This window comes from Variovorax sp. 350MFTsu5.1, from assembly GCF_048302515.1.
GTDB classification, from domain to species: domain Bacteria; phylum Pseudomonadota; class Gammaproteobacteria; order Burkholderiales; family Burkholderiaceae_C; genus Variovorax; species Variovorax guangxiensis.
The window spans coordinates 2,551,765-2,576,525 of sequence record NZ_CP157620.1 but is presented as its reverse complement, the minus strand read 5'-3'; the positions used below and the strand labels follow the sequence as shown (position 1 = coordinate 2,576,525).

General features: G+C 68.9%; 20 protein-coding genes. 13 read left to right on the top strand and 7 right to left on the bottom strand.

Annotated elements, in window-relative coordinates; all coding sequences use genetic code 11:
* Positions 1-116: 116 nt before the first annotated feature.
* From rpsO to ABL843_RS11510, 4 genes are all read right to left on the bottom strand, one after another.
* Complete coding sequence (gene rpsO / locus ABL843_RS11525; RefSeq protein ID WP_007837783.1) at positions 117-383, bottom strand: 30S ribosomal protein S15; 267 nt, start codon at positions 381-383, stop codon at positions 117-119.
* Positions 380-1,411 carry a DMT family transporter gene (locus ABL843_RS11520; protein WP_418119952.1) on the bottom strand — a complete coding sequence of 344 codons (1,032 nt, stop codon included), beginning with the start codon at positions 1,409-1,411 and terminating at the stop codon, positions 380-382. The genes rpsO and ABL843_RS11520 overlap by 4 nt, the downstream gene beginning before the upstream one ends.
* 105 nt (positions 1,412-1,516) lie before the next feature.
* Positions 1,517-2,677, bottom strand: a complete 1,161-nt coding sequence (locus tag ABL843_RS11515; RefSeq protein ID WP_418119951.1) for a pyridoxal phosphate-dependent aminotransferase — start codon at positions 2,675-2,677, stop codon at positions 1,517-1,519.
* 30 nt (positions 2,678-2,707) lie between these two features.
* Positions 2,708-3,997: a branched-chain amino acid ABC transporter substrate-binding protein gene (locus tag ABL843_RS11510; RefSeq protein WP_418119950.1), complete on the bottom strand. Its 1,290-nt coding sequence runs from the start codon at positions 3,995-3,997 to the stop codon at positions 2,708-2,710.
* A 124-nt stretch (positions 3,998-4,121) separates the two neighbouring features.
* Here ABL843_RS11510 and ABL843_RS11505 point away from each other — a divergent pair, with 124 nt between their 5' ends.
* Together ABL843_RS11505 and ABL843_RS11500 are read left to right on the top strand one after the other, a co-directional pair.
* A complete protein-coding gene (locus ABL843_RS11505) occupies positions 4,122-4,493 on the top strand; it encodes an Hsp20/alpha crystallin family protein (protein ID WP_126018280.1) in 372 nt (123 codons plus the stop codon).
* 190 nt (positions 4,494-4,683) lie between these two features.
* Positions 4,684-5,442: an alpha/beta fold hydrolase gene (locus tag ABL843_RS11500; protein ID WP_184636532.1), complete on the top strand. Its 759-nt coding sequence runs from the start codon at positions 4,684-4,686 to the stop codon at positions 5,440-5,442.
* Here ABL843_RS11500 and tsaD read toward each other — a convergent pair.
* Positions 5,378-6,439: a tRNA (adenosine(37)-N6)-threonylcarbamoyltransferase complex transferase subunit TsaD gene (gene tsaD, locus ABL843_RS11495; RefSeq protein WP_418119949.1), complete on the bottom strand. Its 1,062-nt coding sequence runs from the start codon at positions 6,437-6,439 to the stop codon at positions 5,378-5,380. The two genes, ABL843_RS11500 and tsaD, sit on opposite strands and share 65 nt — an antisense overlap.
* A gap of 92 nt (positions 6,440-6,531) precedes the next feature.
* Here tsaD and ABL843_RS11490 point away from each other — a divergent pair, with 92 nt between their 5' ends.
* The 4 genes from ABL843_RS11490 (at position 6,532) to ABL843_RS11475 (ending at position 11,303) form a co-directional block, all read left to right on the top strand.
* Positions 6,532-7,797, top strand: coding sequence for a nitrate regulatory protein (locus tag ABL843_RS11490; protein ID WP_184636528.1), 1,266 nt, complete (start codon positions 6,532-6,534; stop codon positions 7,795-7,797).
* 359 nt (positions 7,798-8,156) lie between these two features.
* Complete coding sequence (locus ABL843_RS11485) at positions 8,157-9,401, top strand: CmpA/NrtA family ABC transporter substrate-binding protein (protein WP_184636526.1); 1,245 nt, start codon at positions 8,157-8,159, stop codon at positions 9,399-9,401.
* Between the two features lie 10 nt (positions 9,402-9,411).
* The gene (gene ntrB, locus ABL843_RS11480; RefSeq protein WP_418119948.1) at positions 9,412-10,341 is read left to right on the top strand and encodes a nitrate ABC transporter permease; all 930 of its coding nucleotides are present in this window, start codon (positions 9,412-9,414) and stop codon (positions 10,339-10,341) included.
* Between the two features lie 155 nt (positions 10,342-10,496).
* The gene (locus ABL843_RS11475) at positions 10,497-11,303 is read left to right on the top strand and encodes an ABC transporter ATP-binding protein (RefSeq protein WP_418119947.1); all 807 of its coding nucleotides are present in this window, start codon (positions 10,497-10,499) and stop codon (positions 11,301-11,303) included.
* Between the two features lie 28 nt (positions 11,304-11,331).
* On the opposite strand, the gene ABL843_RS11470 is transcribed toward ABL843_RS11475, so the two are convergent.
* Positions 11,332-12,609, bottom strand: a complete 1,278-nt coding sequence (locus ABL843_RS11470) for an ANTAR domain-containing response regulator (RefSeq protein ID WP_418119946.1) — start codon at positions 12,607-12,609, stop codon at positions 11,332-11,334.
* A 269-nt stretch (positions 12,610-12,878) separates the two neighbouring features.
* Between ABL843_RS11470 and ABL843_RS11465 the strand changes: the two genes are divergently transcribed.
* Positions 12,879-14,144: an MFS transporter gene (locus ABL843_RS11465; RefSeq protein ID WP_126018264.1), complete on the top strand. Its 1,266-nt coding sequence runs from the start codon at positions 12,879-12,881 to the stop codon at positions 14,142-14,144.
* A 20-nt stretch (positions 14,145-14,164) separates the two neighbouring features.
* Here ABL843_RS11465 and ABL843_RS11460 read toward each other — a convergent pair whose 3' ends face one another.
* Entirely contained in the window at positions 14,165-15,886 is a 1,722-nt protein-coding gene (locus tag ABL843_RS11460) for a bifunctional protein-serine/threonine kinase/phosphatase (protein ID WP_126018262.1), read from the bottom strand.
* A gap of 64 nt (positions 15,887-15,950) precedes the next feature.
* Between ABL843_RS11460 and nirB the strand changes: the two genes are divergently transcribed.
* The 6 genes from nirB (at position 15,951) to ABL843_RS11430 (ending at position 24,746) form a co-directional block, all read left to right on the top strand.
* Positions 15,951-18,389 carry a nitrite reductase large subunit NirB gene (nirB, locus tag ABL843_RS11455; protein ID WP_369658648.1) on the top strand — a complete coding sequence of 813 codons (2,439 nt, stop codon included), beginning with the start codon at positions 15,951-15,953 and terminating at the stop codon, positions 18,387-18,389.
* Positions 18,390-18,425: 36 nt separating this feature from the next.
* Complete coding sequence (gene nirD / locus ABL843_RS11450) at positions 18,426-18,824, top strand: nitrite reductase small subunit NirD (RefSeq protein WP_418119945.1); 399 nt, start codon at positions 18,426-18,428, stop codon at positions 18,822-18,824.
* A gap of 7 nt (positions 18,825-18,831) precedes the next feature.
* Positions 18,832-21,624 (top strand): molybdopterin-dependent oxidoreductase, encoded by a 2,793-nt coding sequence (locus ABL843_RS11445; RefSeq protein WP_418120459.1) that lies wholly within the window; start codon positions 18,832-18,834, stop codon positions 21,622-21,624.
* 196 nt (positions 21,625-21,820) lie between these two features.
* Positions 21,821-22,732, top strand: a complete 912-nt coding sequence (ybiB, locus tag ABL843_RS11440) for a DNA-binding protein YbiB (RefSeq protein WP_418119944.1) — start codon at positions 21,821-21,823, stop codon at positions 22,730-22,732.
* Positions 22,729-23,538 carry a uroporphyrinogen-III C-methyltransferase gene (cobA, locus tag ABL843_RS11435; protein WP_418119943.1) on the top strand — a complete coding sequence of 270 codons (810 nt, stop codon included), beginning with the start codon at positions 22,729-22,731 and terminating at the stop codon, positions 23,536-23,538. Before ybiB ends, cobA begins: the two co-directional genes overlap by 4 nt.
* Positions 23,539-23,624: 86 nt before the next feature.
* On the top strand, positions 23,625-24,746 hold the full coding sequence (locus ABL843_RS11430; RefSeq protein WP_418119942.1) for an ABC transporter ATP-binding protein: 1,122 nt from the start codon (positions 23,625-23,627) through the stop codon (positions 24,744-24,746).
* Positions 24,747-24,761 lie beyond the last annotated feature (15 nt).

The window sequence follows — 24,761 nt, the reverse complement described above, 5'->3', positions numbered from 1 at the left end:
CGAACTTCATTGGAATGACACAGCTTCGCTCTGTTTGGGCACTCCGAAAGTGGATCGCGAAGTAAAAAACGCCTGAGCTAGCGGACTAACCCAGGCGTTTTTTCATGCGATTTGGATTACTTGCGCAGACCCAGCTTGGCGATCAGCGCGGTGTAACGATCGGCGTCCTTGGACTTGAGGTAGTCGAGGAGCTTGCGACGGCGGCTCACCATGCGCAGCAGGCCGCGACGACCGTGGTGGTCCTTGGCGTGCGTCTTGAAGTGGGGGGTGAGCTCGTTGATGCGGGCGGTCAGCAGTGCGACTTGCACTTCGGGGCTGCCGGTGTCGTTGGCGGCGCGGGCGTTGTCCTTGACAACTTCGGCCTTGATGGAGGCTGCGATCATGTTGATTTCCTTGTTCCTGGATGTTTGACTTGCGGCCAGGACTGGAACTGCCCTCGCCGTGCGCCTTGCGGCATGCAAAGCCTTGGGATTATAGCCCGACCGCCCCGCCCGGCTCTTTTACCCCCCTTGGAAGCACGGGCAGGCCTCCCGTCGAGCGACGCCAGCCCCACCGCGCCCAGCACGCAGGCCGCCCCGCCGATCTGCGCCGCGCTGATGCTTTCGCCCAGCCACAGCGCCGCCAGCACCAGCGCCGAGACCGGCAGGACGGCCGTGAACAGCGCCGCCTCTGCCCCGTTCAGCCGGGAAGACCCGGCAAACCACAGTACGAAGCCCAGTACCGTGGGCACCAGCGCGTAGTAGGCGACGCCGGCCAGCGCCTCGGCGGGCAAAGGCCGCTCCCAGGCCCGCTCGAAAAGAGCCGGAACCAGCGAAAGCAACAGCCCGAACGCCGTCATCAGCGTAGAAAGCGCCAGCGGCCGCACCGGAACCCGCAGCCGCTTGTTGAGCAGGATGAACATCGCCTCGCAGATCACCGCACCCAGCACCAGCAGGTTGCCTGCCAGCGCCGCCGGGGAGCTCGATCCAGCCGCCGCACCGCCCCCGGGCCAGCTGATCGCCAGCACCCCCACCGTCGCCAGCACGATGCTGCCCACCAGATACCGCCCCGGCCGCTCCCGCAGCGCGACCACCGCCACCAGCGCGGCCACCGCCGGCAAGGTGCCCGCCACCACGCCCGCGCTGGCGGCCGGCGCCCAGCGCACGCCGAGGATCAGCAGCACCGTGTAACCCACGCTCCCCAGCCCCGCCTGGCACACCAGCAGCGCCAGGTCGCGCCGATCGGGCCGCGGCAATGGCGTACGGGTCAACCGCAGCAGCACGAGAAAGACCGGCAGCGCCAGCGCGAAGCGCAGCGCCGTCGCGGTGAAAGGCGGCAGCCCCGCCGCGATGACCTTGCTGGCCACCACCGTGCTGCCTACCGTGACCATTGCCAGCGCACAAAGCGCCATGCCCTTGAACCGTTGCGACATCCCGGACCTTCCGCCTTCGTGGAGAAAAGCCCGAGCTTCGCGGCCCGGCCGCGCCGCGTATTGAACGAAATTGCAGCCGGCCGACCGGCCGTGTTGCAGCCGGTGTTACTTCTGCCGCGCCAGCCAGTCGCGCAGCCGCTCCACGCCCTTCACCAGCCGCTGCGGATCCTTCGACGCGAAGCACCAGCGCAGCCAGCCCTGCGCCTCGGGCGCGAAGGCATTGCCCGGCGCGAGCCCCAGGCCGGCCTCGGCCACCAGCCGCTTGGCCACTTCGAGCGAGTCGCCGAAGCCTTCGAGCCGGAAGAAGGCGTACATGCCGCCCTTGGCCGGCGCCACCTGCACGCCCGGCAGCGCGGCCAGCAGCGGCACCAGCGTATCGCGGCACTGCTTCAGGTGCGCCACCACGCGCGGCGTGATCTCGGCGGTGTGCTCGATGGCGGCAATGGCTGCGCGCTGCGTGAACACGCTGGCGCACGAGGTGTTGAACTCGATCAGCTTGCCGATGCCCTCCACCATCGACGGCGGCAGCACCAACCAGCCGAGGCGCCAGCCGGTCATCAGGAAGCTCTTGGAGAAGCTGTGCGTGACCACGAGCCGGTCGTCCGGCTTCGAGATGTCGAGAAAGCTCGGCGCGCAGGCGTTGGGCGTGGGCTCGAAATAGAGCCGCTCGTACACCTCGTCGGCCAGGATCCACGTGCCCGTCTGGCGGCAGTGGTCGAGCACGGCCTGCAGCTCGTCGCGGCTCATGGTCCAGCCCGTCGGGTTGTTCGGTGCGTTGACGATCAGCAGCCTGGTCTTCGAGGTGACCGCCGCGCGCAGCGCCGGCAGGTCGAGCGTCCACTGCCCGTTCACCGGCACCAGCGGCAGCGTGCGCACGTGCGCGCCCATGATCGCGGGCTGCGCCGTGAGGTTGGGCCACACCGGCGTGACGGCGACCACCTCGTCGCCCGCATCGACCAGCGCCTGCACCGCCAGCATCAGCGCGCTCACGCCACCCGAAGTGACGGCGATGCGCGATGCCTCGACGGCGGGGTGCAGCGCGCTGGTGTAGCGCGCGATGGCTTCGCGCAGCTCGGGCAGGCCGAGGTTGTGGGCATAGAAGGTCTCGCCGCGCTGCAGCGATTCGATGGCCGCCTGGCGGACCACCTCGGGGGTGACTTCGTCGCTCTCGCCGAACCAGAAGGCCAGCACGTCGTCGCGGCCCATGCCGGCATTGGCGACTTCGCGGATCTTCGATGCTTCGAGGTTGTGGATGGCTTCACGCATGTAGGCAGTTCCTGTTGTTCGTCATCAGCTTCAAGGTCTCTTCATCTTGCACGAGGTCGGCAGTTCGGCGCGCTCCGGGGCGATGGTCTTGACCACGCGGAAGCCGTAGCCCGAGCCTTCCACGTCGAACTGCACGCCCGGCCGGCCCTGCCTGTCCATCACGCCCACCACGAGTTGCTGCTGGAACTGGTGGTCCGCCGCGCGCATGCGCCCGCGCTGGCCGTACATGCTCACGTCGGCCTGCTCCAGAGCGCGCGCCACGGGCAACGCATCGGCGCTGCCCGCGCGCTCGATGGCCTGCGCGAGCGCCTCGACCATGAGCTGCAGCCGCATATGCACGTAGTCGTCCGAAGGCTTCGGAAAGCGTGCGCGGAAGGCCCGGTAGAAGGCTTCCGACTGCGCCGTCTGCACGTTGGGCAGCCAGTCGGCCACGGCCACCACGCGCCCGATGCCCGCGTCTGCGATGGCCGCCGGCGCGCCCAGCGCATTGCCATAGAAGGTGTAGAAGCTGCCGCCGAAACCCGCCTCGCGAGCGGCCTTCACCAGCAGCGTGAGGTCGTTGCCCCAGTTGCCGGTGATCACGGCCTGCGCACCGCTGGCGATGATCTTCGTGGCGTAGGGCGCGAAGTCCTTCACCTTGCCCATGGGGTGCAGCTCGTCGCCGACGATCTCCACGTCGGGCCGCTGCGCGCCCAGCTGCCGGCGCGCCTCGCGCAGCACGGCCTGGCCGAAGCTGTAATCCTGCCCGATCAGGTAGACGCGCTTGAGCGCCGCGTCGTCCTTCATCACGTCCATCAGCGCGGCCATGCGCATGTCGGCATGCGCGTCGAAGCGGAAGTGCCAGAAGCTGCAGCGCTCGTTGGTGAGTGCGGGGTCGACCGCCGCGTAGTTGAGGAAGATCGCGCGCCGCGAAGGGTCGCGCTCGTTGTGCTTGTCGATGGCGTCGATCAATGCCGCGGCAGTGGCCGAAGAGTTGCCCTGCAGCACGATGCGCGCGCCGTCGTCCAGCGCGGCGCGCAGCGCGGAGAGCGCTTCCTCGTTCTGCCCCTTGCTGTCGTAGCGGTCGAGATGCAGGGGCCGCGCGCCTCCTGGAACGCCCGGCAGCTTGACGCCGCCGCGCGCATTCACGCGCTCCACCGCCCACAGCAGGTTGCGGAACACGGCCTCCCCGGTGTTGGCGAAGGGCCCGCTCATGCTTTCGATGAGGGCCAGGCGAATGGGTGCCGCAGGCGTCTGAGCAAGCGCCGCGAAGGGCCTCGCGCATAGCGCCAGCGCCGCGAATTTCAAGGTCTCGCGACGCAAATTAAAGGGGGGATTCATTGTCTTGAAACGCGTGCCGCTGCGCCTAGATGAGGTCTCAAGCGGCACTCACGATGGAACGGCCGCGCAGTGTAAGGGACACACATTTCTTGTCCCCATTGTGTTCATTCAAGAGTTCTTCACCATGTTTTTCGCCCCCACCCTTCGCACCGCCCGCTTCGCTCCCCGCGCCTACGACCGCGCATTCGAGCGCTTCGCTGCAGAGGCCTTCGCAGGCACCCGCCGTTCGCCCCTGGTGGAGCAGGACGACAAGAGCTGGACCCTCTCTCTCGACGTGCCGGGCTTCGCGCGTGAAGACCTCGCCATCAGCATCGAAGGCGCCGTGCTGCGCATCGAGAGCAAGGCCGAAGCCAAGCGCCAGTTCAAGGCCGCCTACGAGCTGCCGCAGGACATCGACGTGGCCGCCAGCGAGGCGAAGCTCGAGAACGGCGTGCTCACGCTGAAGCTCGGCAAGCTGGTGCCGGTGAGCCAGGCCACGCAGTTGCAAATCAACTAAACAGGCCTAAGCCCACAAGAGGAAAATGTTAGTAAGACCTCGTTTTTGACATTAAACGAGCACCTTATTCACAATAGCGCTGGATTAACGTCACATGATGTGACGTTTTTTTAGAACTTTCTTCTTCGTGGGCGTCTTGTAAACGCACTGATTTCCCGACGGTGCGGTTCGGGTGCCCCCTCAAGGCACCATGAAAACTCATCTGCAGCCCGCAAATCCCAACGAACAATCCGACACGCTCCTGGTGTTCCTGCCGGGCGCGTACCTCAAGCCCGACGAGTTCGAGCGCGAGGGCTTCATCGCCGCCGTGCGCGAACGCCACTTGGCGGCCGATGCGCTATTGGTGGACGCGGACGTCTCCTACTACTACGAGCAGACCCTGAGCGACCGCCTGCACACCGAGGTCATCGAGCCGCAGCGCGCCAAGGGCTACAAGTCGATCTGGCTCGTGGGCATCTCCATCGGCGGCTTCGGTGCGCTGATCCACGAACTGGCGCGGCCGGGCTCGGTGGACGGCATCGTGGCGCTCGCGCCCTACCTGGGCCGGCGCGTGCTCGGCGCGGAGATCAAGAAGGCCGGCGGCCTGCGTGCCTGGCAGGCGCCTACCGGTCCGCTGCCCGACGAGGAACCCGACCGCAAGCTCTGGCCCTTCTTCCAGCAGTACCTGTCGGCAAAGCCGTCGAAGAACCTGCCGCGGCTCTACCTGGGCTTCGGGCTGGAAGACCGCTTCGCGAGCAACCACAAGCTGCTGGCAGACGCCCTGCCGCCGGAACAGGTCTTCACGATCGAGGGCGGGCACGACTGGCCGCAATGGCGCCAGCTCTGGCGCAATGTGCTGGACGTATTGCCGCTGCCGGCCGTCGGCCGGCCGTCTAAGCAAACGATTACGCAGTCTCAGGTAGCGCCGTCTCAGGCACCGAAAGCGACGCCATGGGCCATCGCGGCCTGACGTCGAACGCATAGCGCTCGCTCGCCTGCGACAGCCCCGACTGCAGGCGCATCGCGGCGGCCATGGCGATCATGGCGCCGTTGTCGGTGCACAGGTGCAGCTCGGGGTAGTGCACGCGCACCTTGCGCCTGGCGCACGCGGCGTTCAGTTGCTCGCGCAGGCTCCTGTTGGCCCCCACGCCGCCCGCCACCACCAGCCGCTTCAGGCCGGTCTGGTCGAGCGCCGTGAGCGATTTCTTCAGCAGCACCTCGACGATGGCCGCCTGCGTGGACGCCGCTAGGTCCGCCTTGCGCACTTCGAGCTCGTCGCCCAGCTTCCTGGCCTGCGTGAGCACGGCCGTCTTCAGGCCGGCGAAGGAAAAGTCGAGATCGCCGCTGTGCAGCAGCGGCCGCGGCAGCTTGAAGGCCGCGGCATCGCCGCCTTCCGCCAGCTTCGCGAGCCAAGGCCCGCCCGGGTACGGCAGGCCCATCAGCTTGGCGCTCTTGTCGAAAGCCTCGCCGGCCGCGTCGTCGATGGTCTCGCCGAGCAGCTCGTAGCGCCCCACGCCATCCACCCGCATCAGCTGCGTGTGGCCACCCGACACCAGCAGCGCGACGAACGGAAATTCCGGCGGATCGGCGCTCAGGAACGGCGACAGCAGATGCCCTTCGAGGTGATGCACCCCCAGCACCGGCTTGCCCAGCGCCACGCCCAGCGCGCAGGCCACGCCCGCGCCCACCAGCAGTGCGCCCGCCAGCCCAGGCCCGCGCGTGTAGGCCACTACGTCGATCTCGTCGAGCGAGCGGCCGGCTTCGGCCATGACCGTCTCGGTCAGCGGCAGCACGCGGCGGATGTGGTCGCGGCTGGCCAGCTCGGGCACCACGCCGCCGTAGGCCTGGTGCATGGCGATCTGGCTGTGCAGCGCGTGCGAACGCAGCACCGGCAGCGCGTCGCCTTGCGACTCGACCAGCGCCACGCCGGTTTCATCGCAGGATGATTCGATTCCCAACAAGAGCATGCCGCCGAGTGTAGGCGGCGCCCCCTGGCCGGCGCCCGCGAAGGGGCAAACGGCACGGATGTTGCAATGACGCTCTCGAGCACCGCCCCACCATGAAATCCGGACTGAGCTTCCTCATCGCCGCCCGCCGCTGCGAAATCGACGAGCTGGACCGGCTCGCCCGCACCAGCGAGCTGGTGGGAGTGATCGGGCGGCTGGTCCATGCGCTGCAGCGCGAGCGCGGCATGTCGAACATGTTCCTCACCTCGCGCGGCAGCCGCTTCGCCGAGCAGCGCGGCCCGCAGATCGCCGAGTGCCTCGTGCTGGAGCAGGAAGTGCGAGCTGGCTTCGACCAGCTCGAAGCCGACAACTACCACCGTGGTGCCGACGCCGGCAACAACGCGCGCCTCTTCAGCCGCATCGCCTGGGTGCTGCCGGGCCTGGACGCCCTGCCCGCCCTGCGCCGCCGCATCGACGCGCTGGAGCTGAAGCCCGCCCAGTCCACCGCCGCCTTCGCCAAGCTGGTCGCCGGCCTGCTCTCGGTGGTGTTCGAGGCGGCCGACGGCGCCACCGACCCCGAGATCTCGCGCCTGCTGGTGGCGATGTTCAACTTCATGCAGGGCAAGGAGTTCGCCGGCCAGGAGCGCGCCTTCGGCGCCGCAGCGCTCGCGCTGGGCCGCAGCGACGAGGCGCAGCGCCTGCAGTGGCTGCACCTGATCGAATCGCAGGAACGCTGCTTCCAGGTTTTCACCGACTTCTCGGGCGAGGCGGTGCTCGCGCTCTGGCGCGACAGCCAGCCCGACGCCGAGGTGGCCGAGCTCGAACGCATCCGCCGGCGCGGCGGCATCGCGGCGCCGGCCGACGTGCCGCTGAGCCAGGCCTGGTTCGACTGCTGCACCCGCCGCATCGACGCCATGAAGACCGTCGAGGACCGCCTCGCCTGCGACCTGCGCACGCTGTGCGAGCACAAGACCGCGCAGGCCCGCAGCGAACTGCGCGAATACCGCCAGCTGCTGGACACGCTCACGCCGCAGGCCGGCGCCCTCTTCTTCGACGACGCCGACGCGCAGGCGGCCGCACCTGCCCAGTTCGGCCGACACCTGGAGCGCTCGGTGCTCGACATGGTCCGCGAGCAGTCGCAGCGCCTGCAGGCCATGAGCGACGAACTCGAGACCGTGCGCGCCTCGCTCAACGAACGCAAGATCGTCGAGCGCGCCAAGGGCCTCTTGATGGCGCACCGCCGCCTCAGCGAGGAAGAGGCGCACAAGATGCTGCGCCAGACCGCCATGAACCAGAAGCGCAGGCTGGTGGACGTGGCCGAGTCGATGCTCGCGATGGCCGACTACCTGCCCATGCTCGACCGCGCACCGCCGCGCTGAGGCAACCGTGGCGGGCAATGCCGTTCAACTTGGTGCACTGCACAACAACCGTGCCAACCGCGCCCGCCGGCCCTGTACGTACGAAAGGCCCCTGCCCCGCGATCCTCGGCCACGCGCAGCTACTTTCCTGATAGCGGCCCCGGTTCCCGAAGGCTGGCACACCGCTTGCAAGCGAAAGTTTCGCAGGCCCCGAAGGCCTTCAGGCAGGCGGCACCCAACGGCGGGTGCTTCCCACCGAAACCGGACAAAGGCGTCCCCATCCCGCAAGGGCTCGTTTTCGAGCAGCCCGTGCGTGGTGCGGACGCCTTTTCGTTTTTGTCTTTCTTCTTTGTGTTTGTCTTCAACCGGAGCCCCGCCCCATGACCGACCTGCTCAAAACCCGCCTCAGCCGACGCCGCGTGCTGCAAGCCGCTGCCATCGGCGCCGCCGGCATCGACCCCGCCCTGCGCGCGGCCGTCTGGGCCCAGGGCTCCGACAAGCCCGAGAAGGAGGAAGTGAAGATCGGCTTCATCCCGCTGACCGACTGCGCCAGCGTGGTGATGGCCTCGGTGCTGGGCATCGACAAGAAGTACGGCGTGAAGATCGTGCCCAGCAAGGAAGCCAGCTGGGCCGGCGTGCGCGACAAGCTGGCCAACGGCGAGCTCGACTTCGCCCACGTGCTCTACGGCCTGGTCTACGGCATGCACCTGGGCCTGAGCGGCCCTAAGAAGGACATGGCCGTGCTCATGACCCTCAACAACAACGGCCAGGCCATCACGCTGTCGAAGAAGCTCGCCGACAAGGGCGCGGTGGACGCCGCCTCGCTCGCCAAGCTCATCGCCGCCGAGAAGCGCGAATACACCTTCGCCCAGACCTTCCCCACCGGCACGCACGCCATGTGGCTGTACTACTGGCTCGCATCGGCCGGCATCGACCCGTTCAAGGACGTGAAGAACATCACCGTGCCGCCTCCGCAGATGGTCGCCAACATGCGCGTGGGCAACATGGACGGCTACTGCGTGGGCGAGCCCTGGGGCCAGCGCGCGATCATGGACGGCATCGGCATCACCGCCATCACCACGCAGGACATCTGGAAGGACCACCCCGAGAAGGTGCTGGGCACCACGGCCGAGTTCGCGAAGAAATACCCGAACACCGCGCGCGCCGTGACCGCCGCCATCCTCGAGGCCGGCAAGTGGATCGACACCGGCCTGCAGAACAAGAACAAGATGGCCGAGACCATCGCCGACAAGAGCTACGTCAACACCAGCGTGGACGCCATCAACCAGCGCATCCTGGGCCGCTACACCAACGGCCTGGGCAAGAGCTGGGACGACCCCAACCACATGAAGTTCTACAACGGCGGCGCCGTGAACTTCCCGTACCTGTCGGACGGCATGTGGTTCCTCACGCAGCACAAGCGCTGGGGCCTGCTGAAGGAGCACCCCGACTACCTGAAGGTGGCCACCGAGATCAACCGCATCGACATCTACAAGCAGGCCGCCGCCGCCACGCAGACGCCGGTGCCCAAGGACGCGATGCGCAGCAGCAAGCTCTTCGACGGCTCCGTCTGGGACGGCAAGGACCCGAAGAAGTACGCCGAATCCTTCAAGCTCCATGCATAGGGAGAACACCATGGTCAGCGCAGTCTTCCACTCGCCGCTCGATGTGGCCGCCGCGCAGGCGGCGCCCTCCGCCCCGGCCAAGCCGGCCGCCTCCAAGGTGGCCACGCCTCAGCCGGCTCCCGCCCCTGCACCCGAACCAAGGGCGCGCGCGCCCATCGACCTGCGCGCCTTCTGGATGCGCGTGCTGCCGCCGCTGGCGGGCTTCGGCCTGCTGCTGCTGATCTGGGAGGTGGTGGCCATGAAGAGCACCACTGGCTTCCCGACGCCCGCGGCCACCTGGCAGCAGGCGGTGACGGTGTTCAGCGACCCGTTCTACAGCAAGGGCCCCAACGACCAGGGCGTGGGCTGGAACGTGCTCTCTTCGCTGCAGCGCGTGGCGCTGGGCTTCGGCCTCGCGGCGCTGGTGGGCATTCCGGCGGGCTTCGCCATAGGGCGCTTCGAGTTCCTCTCGCGCATGTTCAACCCGCTCATCAGCCTGCTGCGCCCGGTCTCGCCGCTGGCCTGGCTGCCCATCGGCCTGCTGGTGTTCAAGGGAGCGAACCCCGCCGCCATCTGGACCATCTTCATCTGCTCGATCTGGCCGATGGTCATCAACACCGCCGTGGGCGTGCAGCGCGTGCCCGCCGACTACATGAACGTGGCCAAGGTGCTGAACCTCAGCGAATGGAAGATCCTCACCAAGATCCTGTTCCCCGCCGTGCTGCCCTACATGCTGACCGGCGTGCGTCTGGCCGTGGGCACCGCCTGGCTGGTGATCGTGGCCGCCGAGATGCTCACCGGCGGCGTGGGCATCGGCTTCTGGGTGTGGGACGAGTGGAACAACCTCAACGTCGCCAACATCATCATCGCGATCTTCGTGATCGGCATCGTCGGCCTGGTGCTGGAGTTCGCGCTCATCAAGCTGGCGACGGCCTTCACCTTCGACGAAGTGAAGGGCTGAGCTGAAGACAGATTCGGACAGCCGAACGCAGAAATCGCAAAGGTTCCGCGAAGGTCGCAGAAGAGAAACAAGAAATCTTCGGTCTTCCTTCTGCGACTTCTGCGTAGTTTTTGTCTTTCTTCTGCGTTCTGTCCCCGCATTCAGGAGCACACATCATGAACGACACCAAGTACATCGAGATCCACGGCGTCGAGCAGGCCTTCAAGACGCCCAAGGGCCGCTTCGTCGCGCTGCGCGACGTGAACCTGAACGTGGCCAAGGGCGAGTTCATCACGCTCATCGGCCACTCGGGCTGCGGCAAGTCGACGCTGCTGAACCTGATCGCCGGGCTCACTACGCCCACCGAGGGCGCACTGCTGTGCGCCAACAAGGAGATCAAGGGCCCCGGCCCCGAGCGCGCGGTGGTGTTCCAGAACCACTCGCTGCTGCCCTGGCTCACCTGCTTCGAGAACGTCTACCTCGCGGTCGAGCGCGTTTTCGCGGCCACCGAGAGCAAGGCGCAGCTTCGCGCGCGCACCGACGCCGCGCTGGCGCTGGTGGGCCTCACCGCCGCCGCGCAGAAGCGCCCCGGCGAAATCTCCGGCGGCATGAAGCAGCGCGTGGGCATCGCGCGCGCGCTGTCGATGGAGCCCAAGGTGCTGCTGATGGACGAGCCCTTCGGCGCGCTCGACGCCCTCACCCGCGCCAAGCTGCAGGACGAGCTGCTGACCATCGTGCAGAAGACGCACAGCACCGTCGTCATGGTCACGCACGACGTGGACGAGGCCGTGCTGCTGAGCGATCGCATCGTGATGCTCACCAACGGCCCGGCCGCCACCATCGGCGACGTGCTGTCGGTGGACATTCCCCGCCCGCGCAACCGCGTCGAACTGGCCGAGGACCCTATCTACGTGCACGCGCGCAAGGCGGTGATCGACTTCCTCTACACGCGCCAGGCGCACGTGGAGAAGGTCGCGGCCTGACGCAGACCGAGCGCCGGCACCGGAGGCGTCACGACATGATGACCTGGAGGCTGTGCTCGTACGACGCCGTGAGGCGTTCGAAGGTGTCGACCAGCGCCTCGCTGGAACGCACCAGCGTGGCGCGGCCATCGGCGCTGTCCAGCGCCTGCACGCCGCCGACCAGCCGCAGCCATTCGTCGCGCGCGCTCGCCAGCGCGGCGCGGATCTCGGCGGTGCTCAGCGGCGCGCTCTCCAGTTCGAGCAGCGCGGCCTCGAACTCGGCCATGGTCGGCACCAGCCGCGCCTTGGCCGCTTCTTCCTTCAGCGCCGCCGCGAGCAGCGCGTCCTTCGCAAGCCGCTGCGCACGCATGCGCTGCCGCCCGCAGATGTTGACGATGCGCAGCGCGCGGCGCGCGCCCGAGGTTTCCAGCGCCTCGGTCAGCGCCTCGGCGGCGCCCAGCAGCACTTCGGCACGCCGGTCGATGTCGGCCAGCCCTGTAGCAGTCGGTTTCGCCGTGAGCGCATCGGCCAGCCCGCGCCACGCGGCCTGCGCCTGCGCGAGCGCCTCGACGCCGGCAGCACCAAGCCCGAGGGCCGCCAGATGATCCAGGTTCTGCTGCACCCGCTCGGAAGACTGCGTGCGCAGCAGCCGGGCGCGCTGCGCGTCGATGCCGCCCAGCAGCTGCGCCGCCACGCGCACCAGCCGCTGCGAGAGCATGCGCAGCTGCCCGGCGCGGTTGATGGCGTCCGCCCACTGCGCGGCCTCTATCACCGAGCGCGACACCTCTCCGAGCCGCAGGTTCGCGTGCATCGCGGCACCGCGCAGCAGGCCGAAGGCTTCGTCCTCGCCGATGCCGCGCGCGGACATCAGCAGGCCCTTGGCGCGATCGACCCACTTGCGCTCGTCCATGCGGGTGCGCAGGTTCTCCAGTTCGGTGCGCAGCGCGGCTTCGCGCTGCCAGCGGCACGAGGCGCGCGCCATCAATGCGACGAGCGATCCGGCATCGACGGCGCCGGCCGGCATCCAGGCGTGCACGCCGAGCGCGACCAGTTCCTCGTGCTTCTCAGCGCCAAGCGGCTCGCTGACAAGGCTCAGCGCGCACGGCGGTACGCCAGCCCAGCCTCGCAAGGTGTCGAGCAATGTGGGTGTGGGCAGAGACAGGAAGATCAGCGCCTGCCGAGGGGAAAGCGCCTCGACCTGCCGCGCGAAGCCGGCGCAATCGGCAACCGCGAGCACATCGATTCCCGCACCGGACAGGGCCTTCGCCAGCGCCTCTGGCAGCACGAGGCCGGCGGTTTCATCGGGCAGGACAACGAGAAGGGACATCGTGGAAAAGAAACGGTGCGGGAGCGCACCGCGAGCATAGGCCAGGCCCGCGCGAATTCGCAGGCACGCCTCTTGCATGAAACAGGGCGCGGTGTAACGAAGCACCGCTTTGGTGAAGAGGCTGCAGGCTCCTGCATCCGGCCCGGCAACGCACATGCCGCGCGCACCCCCACGTCGACAGCGTCCGCTGCCGGCACTCCGCTCCCAACCCCGTCCGTCGACACGGCCTCCCCAGGGCCGCGCCGCGGCTTTTTGCATCTTTGAACGCCATGTCAGGTTTCAGGAATTTCTTGCAGTCAGGCCACAGTCCGACACTGTTCGCGGCCTTCCTGTACTTCTCGTTCTCCTGCTGCATCTGGGTGCTCAACGGCGCCATGGCGCCCTTCATCGGCGAAACCTTCAGCCTCTCGCCGGCGCAGAAGGGCCTGATGCTGTCGGTGCCGATCATCGCGGGCGCGCTCATGCGCTTTCCGCTGGGCATCCTGTCGCAGTACATCGGGCGCAAGAAGGCCACCCTGGTCGAGATGGCGCTGATCGCGGTGGCGATGCTCTTCGGCTTCTTCTTCGTGAAGAGCTTCAACGACCTGCTCGCCATGGGCGTGCTGCTGGGCATCGCGGGCGCGAGCTTCGGCGTGGCGCTGTCGCTGGGCTCGGGCTGGTTCCCGCCGCAGCACAAGGGCCTGGCCATGGGCCTGGTGGGCGCGGGCAACGTGGGCACTGCCGTGTCGGTGCTGGTGGCGCCGCCGCTGGCCAACTGGCTGGGCTGGCAGGCGGTGTACGGCGTGGCCGCCGTCGCCATCCTGATTCCGATGGTGGTGATGGTGCTCTTCGCCAAGGAGCCGCCGGACGTGAACGCGCATTCGAGCTTCCGCGAGCACATCGCCTGCCTGTTCGAGAAGGACGGCTGGGTGTTCAGCCTGATCTACGGCGTGACCTTCGGCGGCTTCATCGGCCTCACGACCTTCCTGCCCTCCTACTACTACGACCAGTTCGGCGTGAGCAAGGTGCAGGCCGGCCAGCTGACCATGCTCGCGGCCTTCATGGGTGCGGCGGTGCGCGTCGCGGGCGGCTGGATCTCCGACCGCTGGGGCGGCGTCAACACCCTCACGGTGGTGCTGCTGGTGGTGACCGCCAGCCTGGTGCTGGTGGGCGTCTCGTCGGCATCGCTGGCCGTGACCACGCTGGCGCTGATCGTCTGCTTCGCAGCGCTGGGCGCGGGCAACGGCGCGCTGTTCCAGCTGGTGCCGCTGCGCTGGCCCGCGAGCACCGCGGTGGCCGGCTCCATGATCGGCGAGATCGGCGCCCTGGGCGGCGGCCTCGTGCCCAACGCCATGGGCCTGTCGAAGCAGTACCTGGGCAGCTACCTCTGGGGTTTCATCTTCTTCGCGGTGCTCTCGCTCGTGATGCTGGGCGTGATGCGCGTGATGCAGATCCGCTGGACCCGCACCTGGGCCGAGAAGGGTGGCCGTGCGCGCATCGCGCCGGCACATGCTTCGCCCGCAGTCAACAACACGCGGAAGGCTGCCCGGTCATGAACCGCCCGGCCCGCCTCCGCTCATCGTGGCAAAAAGAGCAGCCACACGATCAACAGGAGGTTGAGCAGCACCGACACGCCCAGCGCCAGCTGGTAGAGCGCGAGCGGGTCGCGGCGGATCAGCGGCGTGGCGGCGGGCGCGTTCACCGGGCGGGATGCACCGCGTTCGAGCGCGAGCAGCAGCTCCTCGGCGGTTTCGAAGCGTTCTCGCGGATCGCGCGCGACGGCCTTGCGCACCAGGTGGTCGAGCCAGATGGGCACGTCGGGCCGCAACCGCGAGAGCGCAACCGGGTCGCGCCGGTAGCGCGCCACCTGGTAGGGCTCGATCTCGCCGTAGGGCAGATGGCCGGTGAGCCACTGGTAGAGCGTGACGCCGAGCGCGAACAGGTCGCTGCCCGCGTCGGCCGTGCCGCCCTCCTCCCACTGCTCGGGGTTGATGTAGCTGGGCGTGCCGGCATGCAGCTCGCGCTGGGCCGCACCCTCTCTGCCCGACAGCGCCACGCCCAGGTCGAGGATGCGCCAGCGCCCGTCCTCGCCCAGGTGCAGGTTGCCGGGCTTGATGTCGCGGTGGATCACGCCCTGGCGGTGCAGCCGGCCGAGCGCGCGGCTGAGCTCGATGGCGGCGGCCACCACTTCGGGCACCGCGCCGCGCGGGTTGGCCTTGCGCAGCTGCTCGAGCGTGCGCCCGCCGTGCCAGTCGAACACGACGTACAGCGCGCTCGCGTCCGCGGCGCGCTCATGCACGCGGACGAAACCGTTGCCGCCCACGCGCAGCCCCAGCCAGGCCTCGTGGGCCAGCATCGCGCGCTCCTGCGGATCGCCGGCGCGCGAGGGGTGCAGCGTCTTCAGCGCGACCAGCTCGCGCGTGGCCGGATGGCGCGCCTGGTACAGCAGATGGACACCGGTGTCGGCCACCAGCGCGGTGATGGCGTAGCCGTCGAGCACCTCGCCCACCTTCAGGGCGGGCGGCGGCGCGAGACGGCGGCCGTCGCCGAGTTCGTCGTCGAGCTGGCGGGCGTCCAAACCCACGACACGGATGACCAGCGCGGTCGCGTTGTCGCGCGTGCCGGCGTCGAGCGCCGCATGCACCAGCGCCTCGCTGGCGGCCTCGGCGTCGTCGCCCTGCAGGGCCAGCGCGGCCACCTGCTGGGGCTTGAGCACGCCGTGCACGCCGTCGGAGGTGAGCACGAAGCAGTCGCCCACGCGAACGTCGCCCTGCACATAGTCGACGCGCACCTGGTCGTCCAGGCCGATGGCGCGCGTCAGGCGGCTGCGCATGTCGGGATGGTCGAAGGCATGGTCCTGCGTGAGCGGCACGGCCGCTTCGCCGCCGGCACGCACGCGCCAGGCGCGGGTGTCGCCGACGTGCGCCAGCGTGTAGCCCTGGCCGTGCAGCACCAGCGCGGTGAGCGTGGTCAGCGCCGTGCCGCCTTCCTCGCTGCTCCTGCTCTGGCGGCGGCGGTTGTGGTCGGCCAGCCAGCCGTTCTGCGCGGCGACCAGCCGGTCGAGCGCGGCGGTCGGCTCCCAGGTGGCGGGCGTGGCGAAGTAGTCGGCCAGAAGCCCCATCACCGTGGTCTGCGCCGCCTCGCGGCCCCGGCCTCCGCTGGACACGCCGTCGGCAATGGCCGCGATGAGCCCGCGTGCCTCGTCGCCGGGCGGCGCGTGCACCGCGCCGGCGAAGTCCTCGTTCACCTCGCGCGGTCCGCGACGGCTGCTGTAGCCGATATCCACTTCAAAGCTCATGGCGCGATTCTGAACGCGCGCTGCGGGCGCAAGTCCGCTTGATTTCCCTGAAAGGTCCAGCCCCATGAAGAAAATGAAACTCGTGATGGTCGGCAACGGCATGGCCGGCGTGCGCACGCTCGAAGAGCTTCTGAAGATCGCGCCCGACCTGTACGACATCACCGTCTTCGGCGCGGAGCCGCATCCCAACTACAACCGCATCCTGCTGTCGCCGGTGCTCGCGGGCGAGCAGACGATCGACGAGATCGTGCTCAACAGCTGGGAGTGGTATGCCGAGAACAACATCACGCTGCACGCCGGCAAGAAAGTGGTGGAGGTCGACCGCGTGAAACGCATCGTGCGCGCCGAGGATGGCACCGAGGCCGCCTACGACCGCCTGCTGATGTGCACCGGCTCCAACCCCTTCATGCTGCCGGTGCCCGGCAAGGACCTGAAGGGCGTGATCGCCTACCGCGACATCGCCGACACCGACTACATGATCGAGACCGCGCGCACGCACAAGAACGCGGTGGTCATCGGCGGCGGCCTGCTGGGCCTGGAGGCCGCCAACGGCCTGATGCTGCGCGGCATGAACGTGACGGTGGTGCACGTCATGCCCTGGCTGATGGAGCGCCAGCTCGACGACGTGGCGGGCAAGCTGCTGCAGAAGTCGCTGGAAGACCGCGGCCTGAAGTTCATGATGGGCGCGCAGACGCAGGAGCTGGTGGGTGGAGAAGATGGCCGCGTGAAGGCCATCCGCTTCAAGGACGGCACCGAGACCGCCGCCGACCTGGTGGTGATGGCCGTGGGCATCCGCCCCAACGTGGAGCTGGCCGAGAAGATGCGTCTGCACTGCAACCGCGGCATCGTCGTCACCGACACCATGCAGACCGTGACCGACGCGCGCATCTACTCGGTGGGCGAATGCGCGGCGCACCGCGGCATCGCCTACGGGCTGGTGGCCCCGCTCTTCGAGCAGGCCAAGGTGGCGGCCAACCACCTGGCGCAGTTCGGCATCGGCCGCTACCTGGGCTCGCTTACCTCCACCAAGCTGAAGGTGACGGGCATCGACCTGTTCTCGGCAGGCGAGTTCATGGGCGGCGAAGGCACGGAGGAGATCGTCATGAGCGACCCCTTCGGCGGCGTCTACAAGAAGCTGGTCATCAAGGACGACAAGCTGGTGGGCGCCTGCCTCTACGGGGACACGGTGGACGGCAGCTGGTACTTCAAGCTGCTGCGCGACGGCCGCAGCGTGCATGACATCCGCGACAAGCTGATGTTCGGCGAATCGAACATCGGCGACACCGGCCACGAGGGCCACAACAAGGCCGCCACCATGCCTGACGACGCCGAGGTGTGCGGCTGCAACGGCGTGAACAAGGGCACCATCTGCAAAGCCATCAAGGAAAAGGGCCTGTTCACGCTCGACGAGGTGAAGAAGCACACCAAGGCCAGCGCGAGCTGCGGCTCGTGCACCGGGCTGGTGGAGCAGATTTTGATGTTCACTGCGGGCGGCGACTACTCGGCCACGCCCAAGAAGAAGGCGGTGTGCGGCTGCACCGACGTGAGCCACCAGGACGTGCGCGACGCGATCCGCAAGGAGCACTACCTGACGCACGACGAGGTCTACCGCAACCTCGGCTGGCGCACGCCCAACGGCTGCTCCACCTGCCGCCCGGCCATCAACTACTACCTGATCAGCACCTGGCCCAAGGAGGCGAAGGACGATCCGCAGAGCCGCTTCATCAACGAGCGCAGCCACGCCAACATCCAGAAGGACGGCACCTACTCCGTCATTCCGCGCATGTGGGGCGGCCACACCACGCCCGACGAGCTGCGCCGCATCGCCGACGCGGCCGACAAGTACAAGATCCCGACCGTCAAGGTCACGGGCGGCCAGCGCATCGACCTGCTGGGCGTGAAGAAGGAAGACCTGGAAGGCGTGTGGAAGGACATCGGCATGCCCAGCGGCTTCGCCTACGCCAAGTCGCTGCGCACGGTGAAGACCTGCGTGGGCAGCGAGTGGTGCCGCTTCGGCACGCAGGACAGCACGCAGATGGGCAAGGACCTGGAGCGCGCGCTGTGGGCCATGTACTCGCCGCACAAGGTCAAGCTGGCCGTGTCGGGCTGCCCGCGCAACTGCGCCGAGGCCGGCATCAAGGACGTGGGCGTGATCGGCGTCGACTCCGGCTGGGAACTCTATGTGGGCGGCAACGGCGGCATCAAGACCGAGGTGGCGCAGTTCCTGGTGAAGGTGAAGACCGCCGCCGAGGTGATGGAGTACTCGGGCGCCTTCCTGCAGCTGTACCGCGAGGAAGGCTGGTACCTGGAACGCACGGTGCACTACATCGGCCGCGTGGGCCTGGACTACGTGAAGAAGAAGATCCTCGACGACGCCGAGGGCCGCAAGGCGCTGTGGGAGCGCCTGCAGTTCGCGCTCGACGGCGAGCCCGATCCGTGGTTCGAGTCGGCGCAGGCCTCGGTGGACGTGCGGCAGTTCACGCCGCTGACGGCGGCCGCCTGAACCGCAACAAGGAACGAAAGAAAGAAGAGCCCCACCATGAGCGACTGGAAAGTGATCTGCCGCATCGACGACATCCCTGTGCTCGGCGCGCGCCGCGTGACGCGGCCGGCCGGGCTGGACGTGGCCGTGTTCCGCAATTCCGAGGATCAGGTGTTCGCGCTGCTCGACCGCTGCCCGCACAAGGGCGGCCCGCTGAGCCAGGGCATCGTGTTCGGCACCAGCGTGGCCTGCCCGCTGCACAACTGGGCCATCGGGCTGGACGACGGCTGCGCCAAGGCACCCGACGAGGGCTGCACGCCGAAGTTCGCGGTGAAGGTGCAAGACGGCGTGGTGCACCTGGACGCGGCCGAGCTGGCGACGCACGCCATCGACCTGGAGCGCCCGAGCGCGGGCCCGAAGCCTTTCGCGGTGCTGTCGGTCCTTCCGCTGGAATAAACCCATGATGCGGGAGACCCGGTCCACCTGCCCGTACTGCGGCGTCGGCTGCGGCGTGATCATCGAGTCGACCGGCGACCAGATCACCGGCGTGCGCGGCGACCCGGCGCACCCCGCCAACTTCGGGCGGCTGTGCACCAAGGGCTCGACGCTGCACCTCACGGCCAGCGCCACGGTCACGCGCCAGACGCGGCTGCTGCAGCCCATGCAGCGCCTCGCGCGCGGCGAGGCCCCCCAGGTCGTGAGCTGGGACACCGCGCTGGACAACGCCGCCGGCAAGTTCGCGCAGGTGGTCCGCGACCACGGGCCCGACGCGGTCGGCTTCTACGTGTCGGGCCAGCTTCTGACGGAGGACTACTACGTCTTCAACAAGCTGGCCAAGGGCCTGATCGGCACCAACAACATCGACACCAACTCGCGCCTGTGCATGAGCAGCGCAGTGGCCGGCTACAAGCAGACGCTGGGCGCAGACGCCCCGCCGGCCTGCTACGACGACCTGAAGCACGCGCAGTGCCTCTTCATCGTGGGCAGCAACACGGCCTGGGCGCATCCGATTCTTTTCCGCCGCATCGAGGACGCGAAGGCGGCGAACCCGGCGCTGAAGATCGTGGTGGCAGACCCGCGCCGCACCGACACGGTCGAGATCGCCGACCTGTTCCTGCCGATCCAGCCCGGCACCGACGTGATGCTCTTCAACGGCATGCTGCACCTGATGCTGTGGGAGGGCTGGACCGACGCGAAGTACATCGCGGCGCACACCAGCGGCTTCGACGCGCTGAAGGCCACGGTGCGCGAGTGCACGCCCGACAAGGTGGCGCAGGTCTGCGGCATCCCGAAGGACGACCTGCTCGAGGCCGCGCGGCTGTTCGCCACCTCGCCGGCCACGCTGAGCCTGTACTGCCAGGGCCTGAACCAGTCGTCCAGCGGCACGGCGAAGAATGCGGCGCTCATCAACCTGCACCTGGCCACCGGCCAGATCGGCCGCGCCGGCGCGGGCCCCTTCTCGCTGACCGGCCAGCCCAACGCGATGGGTGGGCGCGAGGTGGGCGGCCTGGCCAACCTGCTGAGCGCGCACCGCGACCTGGCCAACCCCGACCATCGCGCCGAAGTGGCCGCGCTCTGGGGCGTGCCCTCGGTGCCCGAGAAGCCGGGCAAGACCGCGGTGGAGATGTTCCAGGCCGCGGCCGACGGCGAGATCCGCGCGCTGTGGATCGCCTGCACCAACCCGGCGCAGTCGATGCCCGACCAGGCGACCGTGCGCCGCGCGCTGGAGCGCGCCGAGTTCGTGGTGGTGCAGGAAGCCTTCGCCACCACCGCCACCTGCGCTTTCGCCGACCTGCTGCTGCCAGCGACCACCTGGGGCGAGAAGGAAGGCACCGTGACCAACAGCGAGCGCCGCATCTCGCGCGTGCGCCCGGCCGTTGCGGCGCCGGGCGAGGCGCGCAACGACTGGTCGATCGCGGTGGCCTTCGCGCACCGGCTCGAAGCGCTGGCCGGCAGCGGCCTCTCGCTCTTCCCCTACGACACGGCCGAATCGGTCTGGAACGAGCATCGCGAATCCACGCGCGGGCGCGACCTCGACATCACCGGGCTGAGCTACGCGATGCTGGAGAGCGCCGGCCCGCAGCAGTGGCCGCTGAAGGAAGGCGAAAGCATCGGCCGCGCGCGCCTCTACGCAGACGGCGTTTTCCCCACGCCCGACGGCCGCGCCCGCTTCGTCGACACCGCCTACAAGCCGGTGGCCGAGGCGCGCGAGGCCCGCTATCCCTTCTCGCTGAACACCGGCCGCCTGCGCGACCAGTGGCATGGCATGAGCCGCACCGGCACGGCCGGGCGCCTGTTCGGCCACGTGCCCGAGCCGGTGGTGCAGATGAACGCGCAGGACATGGCCCGCCGCCAGATCGGCGAAGGCGACCTGGTGCACCTGACCTCGAAGCGGGGCTCGATCATGCTGCCCGCGCGCGCAAGCGCCGAGGTGGGGCTGAGCCAGGCCTTCGTCGCCATGCACTGGGGCGAGGAGTACCTGAGCGGCTGCTCGTCGAGCGGCACGCGGCTGGCGGGCATCAACGCGATCACCACGCCGGCCTTCTGCCCGACCTCGAAGCAGCCCGAGCTGAAGCACGCGGCGGTGAAGATCCTCAAGGCCGAGCTGCCCTGGTCGCTGCTGGCCATGGCCTGGCTGCCCGACGGCGAGGCGCTGGCGGCGCACCGCGCGCTGCAGCCGATGATGGCGCTCTTTCCTTTTGCAACCTGCGTGCCGTTTTCCGGCAACACGCAGGGAGGTGAACGCAGCGGCCTGCTCTTTCGCGCCGCCGCGCACGACGCGCCCGACGACGCGCTGGTCGGGAAGATCGAAGCCCTGCTCGGCCTGCAGACGCCCGACACCCTGCGCTACGCCGACCGCCGCCGCGGCCAGCGCCGCTCGGCGCGGCTGGCGCGCCGCGCCGACGGCAGCGCGGGCCTCGAGGCCTTCCTGCTGGGCGGCGACACCAGCGCCGAGGCATGGATCGCCACGCTGCTGCGCGAGGAACTGCCCGCCCAGAGCTACGGCCGCCTGCTGCTGTCGCCCGGCTCGAAGGCGCCGGTGGCGGTGCAGTCGCGCGGCAAGACGGTGTGCACATGCTTCAACGTGGCGGATGGGGCGATCCAGGCCGAGCTGACGCGCTGTGCCGGCACGCCGGACGAGCGGCTGGCGAAGCTACAGGGGGAGCTGAAATGCGGCACCAACTGCGGCTCGTGCATTCCGGAGCTCAAGCGGATGGTGCGGGCAACGGCGGCCGAGGCGGAGGCGCTGCCGTGATGCGCCGTCTGCATTGCTCCCTCTCCCCTCGGGGAGAGGGCTGGGGTGAGGGGGAGCGGTAATGACGTCCGCGCCATGTTGCAAGGCCGCTGCCCTCACCCTAACCCTCTCCCGCAAGCGGGAGAGGGGACAAGACACCCAATGCATAAGCCGACTCGCATTCCGGCATAAGCGTTGCAGGACAATCCGCCTACCCATGGGAATCAGCCAATACATCAAGGAAATCGGCCGCGGCGCGCGAGGCGCCAAGCCGCTCACGCGCGAACAGGCCACCGACCTGTTCGGCCAGGTGCTGGACGGCACCGTGACCGACCTGGAGATCGGCGGCTTCTGCCTGGCCATGCGCATCAAGGGCGAGACGCCCGAGGAGATGGCCGGTTTTCTCGATGCCACCCATGCGCGGCTCCGGATGGTTCCCGCCGGCGACCGCCCGCTGATCGTGCTGCCCAGCTACAACGGCGCGCGCAAGCTGCCGGTGCTCACGCCGCTGCTGGCGCTGCTGCTGGCGCACGAAGGCCTGCCGGTGCTGGTGCACGGCAGCGCCAGCGAAACATCGCGCGTGCTGGCGTCGAACGTGCTCGCCGCCCTGGGCCACGCGCCGATGACGGCCATCCGCGCCGTCGCCAATGGCGAAGCGGCCTTTGCCTCCACCGAGCTGCTGAATCCCGCGCTCAAGCGCCTGCTCGACGTGCGCCGCGTGGTCGGCCTGCGCAACCCCGGCCACAGCGTGGTGAAGCTGATGCAGCCCACCGCGGGCCCGAGCGTGGTGGTGGCCAGCTACACGCACCCCGAATACGCGCGCGTCATGGCCGAGACCTTCGAGCTCATGGGCATGACCGCCCTGCTCTCGCGCGGCCTCGAAGGCGAAGTGGTGTCGGACCCGCGCCGCACCGCGCAGATCGACGGCTTCGTGCGCGGCGCGCGCACCGAGCTGCAGTCGCAGCAGGCCGGCACCGCCTCGGAGGTGCCTGGGCTGCCGAAGGAAATCGACGTCGCCACCACCGCCGACTACACGCGCCGCGTGCTGGCCGGCGAGCTTCCCGTGCCGGAGGCCATCGCGACGCAGGTCAGGCACATCACGCAACTGGCATTGGCATCCCACGCATGAACAACGACAACCCCACCTCCCTCATCTCCGGCCGATGCACGCTGGTGGGCGCCGGCCCCGGCGACCCGGAACTGCTGACTATCAAGGCCGCGAAGGCGATCCAGGCGGCCACGGTGCTGCTGGTCGACGACCTCGTGAACGACCAGATCGTGCAGGCCTACGCACGGCCCGGGGCGCGCATCGTGCACGTGGGCAAGCGCGGCGGCTGCAAGAGCACGCCGCAGGCCTTCATCGAGCGGCTCATGATCACCGCCGTGCGCGAAGGCGAGACGGTGGTGCGCCTGAAGGGCGGCGACCCGTTCATCTTCGGACGTGGCGGCGAGGAGGTGGAGCACCTGCGCGAAGCCGGCATCGAATGCACGGTGGTCAACGGCATCACCGCAGGCCTCGCGGCCGTGACGACGCTGGGCGTGCCGCTCACACACCGCGACCATGCGCAGGGCGTGGTGTTCGTCACCGGCCATGCCAAGACCGGCGCCGGCGCGGCCGAAGACCCGACCGACTGGCGCGCGCTGGCAGCGACCGCCTACAACGCGCGGCTCACGCTGGTGATCTACATGGGCGTGTCGGGCGCGGCGCACATCGAGCGCGAGCTGCTGCACGGCCTGCCGGCCGACACGCCGGTGGCGGTGATCCAGCACGCGAGCCTGCCGCACCAGAAGCACATCGCGACCGCGCTGGGCAGCCTGCAGCACGGCATCGCCGAAGCCGGCCTCGCGAGCCCGGCGGTGATCGTGGTGGGCGACGTGCTGCGCGGGCTGGCAGCGGCCGAGACAGCGGTGGGCGCGACCAGGTTCGGCACCTGAACCGCACCTGACCAGGGCGGCGCCGGTGCAGGCGGCGCGAGCGCCGCGCACCACAACGTGGCATGGATCGTGCTCAGCGATGGGCAATGAATGCAGCCGCCACGCCTGAACCCGCCGCCGTCGAGATCGTCGCTCTCACCAAGCGCTACGCCCCGGGTACGCCGGCCGCCGTCGACCGGATAGACCTGCGCATCGCCAGCGGCAGCTACTGCTGCCTGCTGGGGCCTTCGGGCTGCGGCAAGAGCACCACGCTGCGCATGATCGCGGGGCACGAATCGGTCAGCAGCGGCGACATCCTGCTGGACAACCGCAACATCACGAACCTGCCCGCCGCCGCGCGCGGCACGGCGATGATGTTCCAGAGCTTCGCGCTCTTCCCGCACCTTTCGGCCACCGACAACGTCGCCTTCAGCCTCAAGATGAAGGGCGTGGGCAAGGCCGAGCGCCACAAGCGTGCGAACGACCTGCTCGAGCGTGTCGCGATGGGCCACCTTGCCGCGCGCAAGCCGGGTGAGCTTTCCGGCGGCCAGCAGCAGCGCGTGGCGCTGGCGCGCGCGCTCATCACCGAGCCGCGCGTGCTGCTGCTCGACGAACCGCTTTCCGCCCTCGATCCCTTCCTGCGCATCCAGATGCGCGCCGAGCTTCGGCGCTGGCAGAAGGAACTGGGCCTGACCTTCATCCACGTCACGCACTCGCAGGAAGAGGCGATGGCGCTGGCCGACACCATGGTTGTCATGAACCACGGCGTGATCGAGCAGGTCGGCTCGCCGCACGCGGTCTACAACCATCCGGCGAGCGAGTTCGTGGCGCGCTTCATGGGCGGCCACAACGTGTTCGACACGCCTGCCGGGCCGATCGCGGTGCGCAACGACCGCATGCGGATCGCAGCCGCCGCGCAGGCAGCAACGGATGGAGCCCTCGCAGCCACTGTCACCGACGTCGAGTACCAGGGCACCTACGTCCTGCTCGGGCTGGCGCTCGATGGTGCCGCCGCCGCCGGACGCCAGAACGTTTCGGTGCTGCTCAGCGAAGCCGCTTTCCTCGCGCGCCCCTATGCGCACGGCGAGGCAGTGCACCTCTCGTGGGCCGAAGCCGACGCGCGTGTACTCGGCCCCGGCGCCAAGCCGCCGAGTGAGCGGGCACCGGCACCCGCCGGGGCCGAAGCCGCCCGACAGGACGACACCGCCGTGCTCGCCGTTCCCTTCTGAGCGCCCCCGCCACCC